Annotated in this window: 6 protein-coding genes; 5 read left to right on the top strand and 1 reads right to left on the bottom strand. The window is 69.2% G+C overall.

What is annotated here, in order from left to right:
* Positions 1–63: 63 nt before the first annotated feature.
* On the bottom strand, positions 64–1191 hold the full coding sequence (locus ACWEVN_RS45030) for a CapA family protein (protein WP_452055362.1): 1128 nt from the start codon (positions 1189–1191) through the stop codon (positions 64–66).
* A 368-nt stretch (positions 1192–1559) separates the two neighbouring features.
* Here ACWEVN_RS45030 and ACWEVN_RS45025 point away from each other — a divergent pair, with 368 nt between their 5' ends.
* From ACWEVN_RS45025 to ACWEVN_RS45005, 5 genes are all read left to right on the top strand, one after another.
* Positions 1560–2534, top strand: coding sequence for a substrate-binding domain-containing protein (locus ACWEVN_RS45025; RefSeq protein WP_310976040.1), 975 nt, complete (start codon positions 1560–1562; stop codon positions 2532–2534).
* Between the two features lie 74 nt (positions 2535–2608).
* Positions 2609–4147 (top strand): sugar ABC transporter ATP-binding protein, encoded by a 1539-nt coding sequence (locus ACWEVN_RS45020; protein ID WP_452055361.1) that lies wholly within the window; start codon positions 2609–2611, stop codon positions 4145–4147.
* Positions 4144–5169, top strand: a complete 1026-nt coding sequence (locus ACWEVN_RS45015; protein ID WP_310976038.1) for an ABC transporter permease — start codon at positions 4144–4146, stop codon at positions 5167–5169. Before ACWEVN_RS45020 ends, ACWEVN_RS45015 begins: the two co-directional genes overlap by 4 nt.
* A complete protein-coding gene (locus ACWEVN_RS45010) occupies positions 5166–5810 on the top strand; it encodes a FadR/GntR family transcriptional regulator (protein ID WP_310976037.1) in 645 nt (214 codons plus the stop codon). Before ACWEVN_RS45015 ends, ACWEVN_RS45010 begins: the two co-directional genes overlap by 4 nt.
* An 83-nt stretch (positions 5811–5893) precedes the next feature.
* Complete coding sequence (locus ACWEVN_RS45005; RefSeq protein ID WP_452055360.1) at positions 5894–6970, top strand: glycoside hydrolase family 88 protein; 1077 nt, start codon at positions 5894–5896, stop codon at positions 6968–6970.
* Positions 6971–7014 lie beyond the last annotated feature (44 nt).

Raw genomic sequence — 7014 nt, 5'->3', positions numbered from 1 at the left:
CCGTAACTCGCGAGATCCGGCTTCAAACACGCGAGTTACGGCTCTGATCACGCGAGTTACGGGTTACGGGCCGGGGCGGGTGAGGCCGGATTTGTCCGCGTTGAGGCTGAGGATGTTCTTGTCCGTGTCCTCGAGGGCCTTGGTGACCGGGGGCGACGGCGGGGATGTCGACAAGTCGATCAGGCGGATCGGGGCGTCCAGGCGGATCAGGGTCGGGATGTACTCGGCCTTGTCGACCTTCCAGCGGTCGCCGTCGCGGACGAAGCGGAAGCGGACCGCCGCGCCTTCCTCCGTGTCGCCCTTGGGTTCGGAGTGGCGGGCGATGCTGTTGCCGAGCCCGTAGGCCACCCACTTGCCGCCGATCTTCTCGAACGGCTGGACCACGTGGGCGTGGTGGCCGACGATCAGGTCGACGTCGTCCGACGCCAGGATCTTCTTGGCCTGCGACCGCTGTTCGGCCGTCGGGTCGTGCTGGTACTCCACGCCCCAGTGCAGGCTCGCGATCACGACCTGCGCTCCGGCCTGCTTCGCCTTGCGAGCCGCCGCCAGGACGTCGTCGACGTCGATCTGGTTGGCCAGCCACGGTTTGCCGGCCGGCACCTTGATGCCGTTGAACCCGAACGCGTACGACACCTGCGCGACCTTGACACCCTGGACGTCCATGATCAGCGGTTTCGCGGCCTCGGCCGCCGACCGCGCCGAGCCGGTGTGCTTGACGCCGATCGCGTCGAGCTTGTCCAGGGTGCGGGTGACGCCCTCGGCGCCCTGGTCGATCGTGTGGTTGGACGACGTCGAGCACGTGTCGTAGCCGATGTCCTTGAGCGCGTCGGCGATCTCCGGCGGCGCGCTGAACGACGGGTACCCGCTGTACGGCCCGCCTTCCGGCGCCAGCGGCGTCTCGAGGTGGCAGATCCCGAGGTCGGCGCCGGAGATCAGCGGCTTGATCCCGGCCAGCAGCGGCCGGTAGTCGATCTTGCCGCCGCCGTCGGCCTCGGCCTGCTCGGTCAGCGCCGGGTGGATCAGCACGTCACCGGTGGCGACGACGCTGAACGACCCGTCGGGCGCGGCGGCCGAAGAGGAAGCCGTCGAATCCGGGAACGGCGTCGGCGCCGGCCCCTGCTGCGGCGGGCTGCTGCAGGCGGCCGCCAGGACGGCGATTCCGGCGAGCGCGGCGACGCGGTGCTTCGTCATCGGTCCCCCTAACGTGGTCCGGCCATCCTGCCAGCCGGGCGAATCGGACAGCCACGCCGTCCGGGTACGCGCTGAAACTTCCACCACAGTCGACAACACCGATCAGAACATTCGCACAGGACAAAACCGGACAACGCGCAGGACAGGCCGGAAAAAATACGATAATTGAACCCCCTGCTTGCCACGATGCAACTACGCAGAGTAGGTCTCGCTCCGCTAACTGCGCCTTGACGCTCCTCGAACGGGTGTTTTGTAATACGAGTCACTTCGTGAACCCCGAACGAACCACCCGACCTCGGCCCCCATGGGAGCACTCGATGTCCACACACCCGCACAGGTTCCGAACCTGGAGCGTTGTTGGTTGTTGTTTGATTTCCGGTGCCCTGCTGGCGTCCTGCTCCTCCGGCAAGGACACCGCAGCACCGCAGCAGCAGGCACCCGCCAACGGCAAGGTCACCCTGTACTACCTGCAGAAACAGGGTGACCAGCAGTACTTCGTCGAGCAGGCCCAGGGCGCGCAGGAGAAGGCGAAGGAGCTCGGCGTCGAGCTCAAGGTGGTCAACCTCGGCCAGGACGCCAACAAGGCGATCACCGAACTCGACGCCGCGGTCGCGCAGGGCGCCAACGGCGTCGCGATCGTCGTCCCAGACCAGGCGATCGGCCCGCAGGTGATCGACAAGGCCAAGAGCGCGGGCATCCCGCTGATCGCTTCCGACGACGTCATCAAGGACGGCTCGGGCGCGAAGGCGCCGTTCGTCGGCTTCAACGGCAGCCAGATGGGCGACTCGGTCGGCACCGAGGCCGGGAAGCTGTTCAAGGCCGCGGGCTGGGCCGCCGCCGACACGAAGATCATCAGCGCGTTCAAGCAGGACCTGACCGTCTGCACCGACCGCGTCAACGCCGCGAAGTCCGCGTTCGCCAAGGCCGCGGGCGCCGACGTCCAGGTGATCGACGTCGGCACCGACAACTCCCCGGTCGACGCGCAGAACCGCTCCGGCGCGGTGATCGGCTCCAACCCCGGTGTCAAGCACTGGGTCGTCTGGGGCTGCAACGACGAGAACGAGACCGGCGTCGTCACCGCGCTGGCCAACTCCGGCGTGGCGGCGAACAACATCATCGGCGTCGGGCTCGGGGCCTACCTCGACTGCAAGGACTGGGCCGCCGGCAAGGACACCGGCAACAAGGCCGCGCTCTACATCTCCGGCGCCGAGGTCGGCCGCTCGGCGATCCAGGTGCTGGTCGACAAGGTCAAGAACGGCAAGGAACTGCCCGCCGAGACGATCGCCAAGACCACGATCGTCAACAAGGACAACTACAAGCAGGCCGGCGTCAACTGCACCTGACCGCCCACCCTCGTGAGTGGTAAGGCGGGTTCTAACCCGCCTTACCACTCACGACCGCCGTACGGAAGGCGACCATGTCCAGCTCCCCTCCCGCGCTCGCCGTCGAGGGCATCGGCAAGCGCTTCTCCGGGGTCACCGCCCTCGACGACGTCTCGCTGGAGTTCCGCTCCGGCGAAGTCCTCGCGCTGATGGGCGAAAACGGCGCCGGCAAGTCGACGCTCCTGCGCGTGCTGTCCGGCGACCAGGGCCCCGACGACGGCCGGCTGCTCCTGGACGGCACCGGGGTCACCTTCGACACCCCGCGCGCGGCGATGGCCGCCGGGGTGCGCGTGATCTACCAGGAACCCGAGATCATCCCGCACGTTTCGGTGGCGGAGAACGTCTTCGTCGGCGAACTCCCCGCGAAGGCCCGGGTGTTCAGCCGCCGCACGCTCACCAAGGCCACGCACGACGCGCTCGTCGAGTACGGCTTCGAAGGCGTCCTCAACCCGGCCACGCTCGGCGCTGCGCTCTCCCCCGCGCAACGCCAGCTCGTCGAGATCCTGCGCGTGCTCACCGCGGCCACCCCACCGCGGGTCATCGCCTTCGACGAGCCGACGTCGTCGCTGTCGGAACACGAGGTCGAGGCGCTGTTCCGGCTGATCGGGCGGCTGCGCGACAGCGGAGTCGCGGTCGTCTACGTCTCGCACCGGATGAAGGAGATCTTCCAGCTCGCCGACCGCGTCGCGGTGCTGCGCGACGGCAAGCTCGTCGGCGTCCAGCAGGCCGCGGAGACCGACGAGGCCGGCCTCGTCCGGATGATGATCGGCCGCGACCTTTCGGCGCTCGAGCGCCGCGTCACCCAGGACACCGGAGACGTGGTCCTGAAGCTGGCCGACGTCACGACCGACGACGTCACCGGGATCTCGCTGCAGGTCCGGGCGGGCGAGGTCGTCTGCCTGGCCGGGCTGGTCGGGGCGGGACGCTCCGAGCTGGCTCGTGCGATCGTCGGCGACCTGCCGATCCGGTCCGGGACCGTGGAGCTCGGCGGCAAGCGGCTGCGCGCGCACAACCCGGGTGACGCCGTCAAAGCGGGCATCGGCTTCGCGCCCGAAGAGCGTAAGACGGACGCGTTGCTCATGCAGCGGTCCGTACGCGACAACGTCTCCATCGCCGTCCTCGACCGCCTTCGCCGCTTCCGGGTGGTGAAGCGGGCGAAGGAACGCGCGCTCGTCGAGGAGTACGTACGCGAGCTTCGCGTGCGGACGCCGTCGATGGAGCAGGAAGTCCGGAAGCTCTCCGGCGGCAACCAGCAGAAGGCCGTCCTCGCGCGCTGGCTCGCGCGGCGGCCGAAGCTGCTGATCCTCGACGAGCCGACGCGCGGGGTCGACGTCGGCGCGAAGGCCGAGATCTACCGGATCATCGACGGCCTTGCCGCCGAAGGCATCGCGCTGCTGGTCATCTCCTCCGACCTGCCCGAGGTGCTGACGCTGGCCGACCGCATCCTCGTGATGCGCGCCGGGCGCCTGGCCGGCGAGATCGGCCGCGAAGAGGCGACCGAGGAAGCCGTGCTGACCCTCGCCATCCCCGAAACCGAACCAGCCGTGGACGACGCCCAGGAGATCGGCGCATGAGCACCCCCACCAAGGAAACTTCGGCGCCCGCCGCCGCGCCTCAGCCGTCTGCCGCGCGGCGCGTGCTGACCGGTATCGGCGTCCAGAACTCCAGCCTGATTATCACGCTGATCGCGCTGGTGATCCTGCTGAGCGTGCTGAACGAGAACTTCTTCCGCACCAACAACCTGCTGCTCATCGGCAGCGCGATCACCATCATGGGCCTGCTCGCCCTGGTGCAGACGCTGGTGATCATCCTCGGCGCGCTGGACATCTCGGTCGGCTCGATGGCCGGGCTGGCGTCGGTGATCTCGGCGATGGTGTTCACCTCGACCGGCAACGCCGAGGTCGGCATCCTCGCCGCGGTCGGCGTCGGCATCCTCTGCGGCCTGGTCAACGGCATGATCATCATCTTCGGCCGGGTCAACCCGGTGGTCGCGACGCTGGCCATGCTCGCCACCTACAAGGGCATCGCGCAGGTCATCTCCGACGGCAAGGCGCAGGGCTACACCGGCGGCGACGACCTGTTCATCTTCCTGGCCAAGGGCGCGATCGCGGGCCTGCCGTCGCTGGTGTGGGTGTTCCTGATCGTCGCGGCGCTGCTGCACTTCCTGCTCAAGTACACCGACATCGGCCGCAACGTCTACGCCATCGGCGGCAACGACACCGCCGCGCGGCTGGCCGGCATCAACATCAACCGGTACATCATCGGCGTGTACGCGCTCGTCGGCGTGGTCGCGGCGATCGCGGGCGTGCTGATCACCGCCCGCACCGGCTCCGGCCAGCCGACGTCCGGCTCGGAAGGCCTGGAGCTGCAGGCCGTCACCGGTGCCGCGCTCGGCGGGACGATGCTCAAGGGCGGCCGCGGGTCGATCATTTCGACCGTGCTCGCCGTGGTCATCCTGGGCGTGCTCGACAACGGCATGTCCGGGCTGGGGATCAACCCGTTCTGGCAGAACGTCGCCCACGGCGCGCTGCTGGTGATCGCCGTCGTGCTGCAGCAGCTGCGCAGCGGGGAACGGCGCGTCGGCCTGCCGGAGTGAACCTCCACGCCCGGATCGTCGACGAACTGGGCAGGCTCATCGTCGAAGGCGTCCTCGGGGACGGGCAGCCGCTCGTCCCCGAGGAGCTCGGCCGCCGGTTCTCCGCGTCCCGCACGGTGGTCCGCGAGGCGTTGCGCGTGCTGGAGTCGAAGGGCATGGTCACCGCGCGCCCGCGGGTCGGCACCTGGACGCTGCCGCCCGAGGCGTGGGACGCGATCGACCCGGACGTCATCGCCTGGCGCGTCGGCGGTCCCGGCGGCCGCGAGCACCTGCGCGAGCTCCTCGAGCTGCGGCTGGCCATCGAACCGCAGGCCGCGCGGATGGCGGCGCGGCACCGGCGTCCGGACGAGCTTTCGGCGATGGCGGCGGCCTACGCGCAGATGGCCGACGCGGTCGAGCGCGGCGAGGGCGAAGCTTTCCAGGACGCCGATTCGCGGTTCCACGCGGCGCTGATCCGGGCGTCGGGGAACACGCTGATCGCGCAGCTGCAGGTGCCGGTGGCCGCCGCTTTGCGGGCGCAGGGCGAGCCGATGGAGCTGGTGGCCCATTCCCGGGTGCTGACGCTGGTGCTGGCGAAGAACGCCGACGGCGCCGAGTCCGCGTGCCGCCGATTGCTGGAAACCGTTGCAGCGTACCGGTGATCGGTACCTTGACACGGTTACCGGGACGCGCTTCACTCGCTGCGGACGACCGCCGCCATGACCTGTTGAGGAGGACGCTTTTCATGCGTTTCCCGGCAATTCGCGGTTTCGGCGTGCTCGCGGCCGCGGCGGTGGCGGGCGGTCTCTTGACGACCCCGGTGGCGGCCGCCGCGACCTGCACGATCTCCGACGAAATGGTGTCCGCGGGCAACTACTGGGCCGCCAACGGCACCAACCCCGACGCACCGGACTGGCAGAACGCGACGTTCCACGTCGGCAACCTGGCCCTGGTCCGGACCACCGGCCAGTCCAACCACAAGACGTACCCGTGGGCCCAGGCCAACAAGTACCTGCTGCCGGAGGACCCGAAGCGGCCGTTCTTCCCGGACAACCAGGCCGCCGGCGAGGCCTACCTCGACCTCTACACGTACTTCCACCCGGAGATCCCCCTCGACTCGATCCGCACCCGGATCCAGGCCGAGGTGGCGTCCGTCCAGGCCGGCCACCGCGACTACTGGGACTACGCCGACGCGCTGAACATGGCGATGCCGTCGTTCGCGCGGATGAGCCTGATCGACCACGATCCGTCCTATTTGGACGCGATGGACCAGCTGTTCCGCTCGTCGGAACGCAAGCTGTTCAACGAGTTCACCGGCCTGTGGTACCGCGACACGCGGTTCAAGGGCTCGGGCGTGTTCTGGTCCCGCGGCAACGGCTGGGCACTGGCGGCGTTGACGAAGGTGCTCCAGGTCCTGCCGACCGACGACCCGCGGCGGCCGGAGTACCTGCGCGTGTTCAAGAAGATGGCTTCGACGTTGGCCCTGACCCAGCGACGGGACGGCTTCTGGAACTCGGACCTGCTCAACCCGTGGAACCACGGCGGCCCGGAGTCCAGCGGCACGGCGTTCTTCGCGTTCGGGATCGGCTGGGGCGTCAACGCGGGCATCCTCGACGCGGCCCGGTTCCGCCCCGTGGTGGACAAGGCGTGGACGGCACTGTCGACGAAGGCCCTGCAGTCCGACGGCAAGGTGGGCTACGTCCAGCCGGTGGGCGACCGCCCGGCGACCGCTCACGCGACCGACACGTCGGCGTTCGGCGTGGGCGCGTTCCTGCTGGCGGGCCAGCAGGTGGCGACGCTGCAGGGCTGCTCGGCCGGGTAGGGCCCCCAAGCGCCCCAATGTGGCGTTGGGTGCGTCCAACGCAC

Source organism: Amycolatopsis sp. NPDC003861 (assembly GCF_053605405.1).
The sequence above is the reverse complement of the archived record's forward strand: the minus strand, read 5'-3'. Positions and strand labels throughout refer to the sequence as shown.

What these genes read in the sequence shown, in the direction of transcription:
- ACWEVN_RS45030 (WP_452055362.1), bottom strand. Translation starts at nt 1,191, where the DNA reads ATGACGAAGCACCGCGTCGCCGCGCTCGCCGGAATCGCCGTCCTGGCG.
- ACWEVN_RS45020 (WP_452055361.1), top strand. Translation starts at nt 2,609, where the DNA reads ATGTCCAGCTCCCCTCCCGCGCTCGCCGTCGAGGGCATCGGCAAGCGC.
- ACWEVN_RS45015 (WP_310976038.1), top strand. Translation starts at nt 4,144, where the DNA reads ATGAGCACCCCCACCAAGGAAACTTCGGCGCCCGCCGCCGCGCCTCAG.
- ACWEVN_RS45005 (WP_452055360.1), top strand. Translation starts at nt 5,894, where the DNA reads ATGCGTTTCCCGGCAATTCGCGGTTTCGGCGTGCTCGCGGCCGCGGCG.